Origin of the sequence: Tsukamurella asaccharolytica (genome assembly GCF_007858435.1) — a bacterium.
Taxonomy (GTDB): domain Bacteria; phylum Actinomycetota; class Actinomycetes; order Mycobacteriales; family Mycobacteriaceae; genus Tsukamurella; species Tsukamurella asaccharolytica.
Genome location: NZ_VIGW01000047.1, coordinates 1 through 628, shown reverse-complemented (window position 1 = coordinate 628; position 628 = coordinate 1). Strand labels below are relative to the sequence as shown.

The 628-nt window shown below is 45.5% G+C and carries 1 protein-coding gene; it reads left to right on the top strand.

Features of this window, described 5'->3' with window-relative positions:
* Positions 1 to 628: DNA translocase FtsK (locus tag FK529_RS20885; RefSeq protein WP_269432107.1), on the top strand; the 628-nt coding region annotated here is incomplete at both ends.

The window sequence follows — 628 nt, the reverse complement described above, 5'->3', positions numbered from 1 at the left end:
ACAGGCAGATGAGAGTGATGCTATATACCGAAGTGATTTTGATACAGATATGGCGACAGATCTTGATCACTCAGCAGAAGAATCTGAAAATCAGATGTCTTCCTATCAAAATGGGAGTAATCCACTAGCGATTACGCCTTTACAATTTGCCATTACCGACCCCACAATAGCGCAAGATGAGACAGATCATCCGTCAGCGCAGACTAAGACCGAAATTGAGCCCCTTGATCTCACCTTTGGTGATTTTGAGGAGGAGCAGAATATAGATGAAGAAGATGAGGAAGAATTAGTCGAGGTAATCACCCCGGCATTTGAGACTCAAAATGAAGCCTCGCCAGTAGCTGAAAGCAATAAAGCGCGCTATATCGGTCATGAGATCGATCCGAAAAGTGGAATGCCGATTCCGGTTAAAGCGCCTAAAGAGTTCCCGATGGCAGGTCGTCTACCGGGATTAGATCTTTTAGGTAATCCCCCTCCTGTGACCGAAAGTTATGATGAAGCGGAGCTTGCAGAACTTGCCTCACTCATTGAGGAGCAGTTTAAGCACTTCAATATTGAGGTCTCTGTTGTCAATATTGAACCCGGTCCGGTAATTACTCGATTTGAACTCGATCTTGCACCTGGCGTG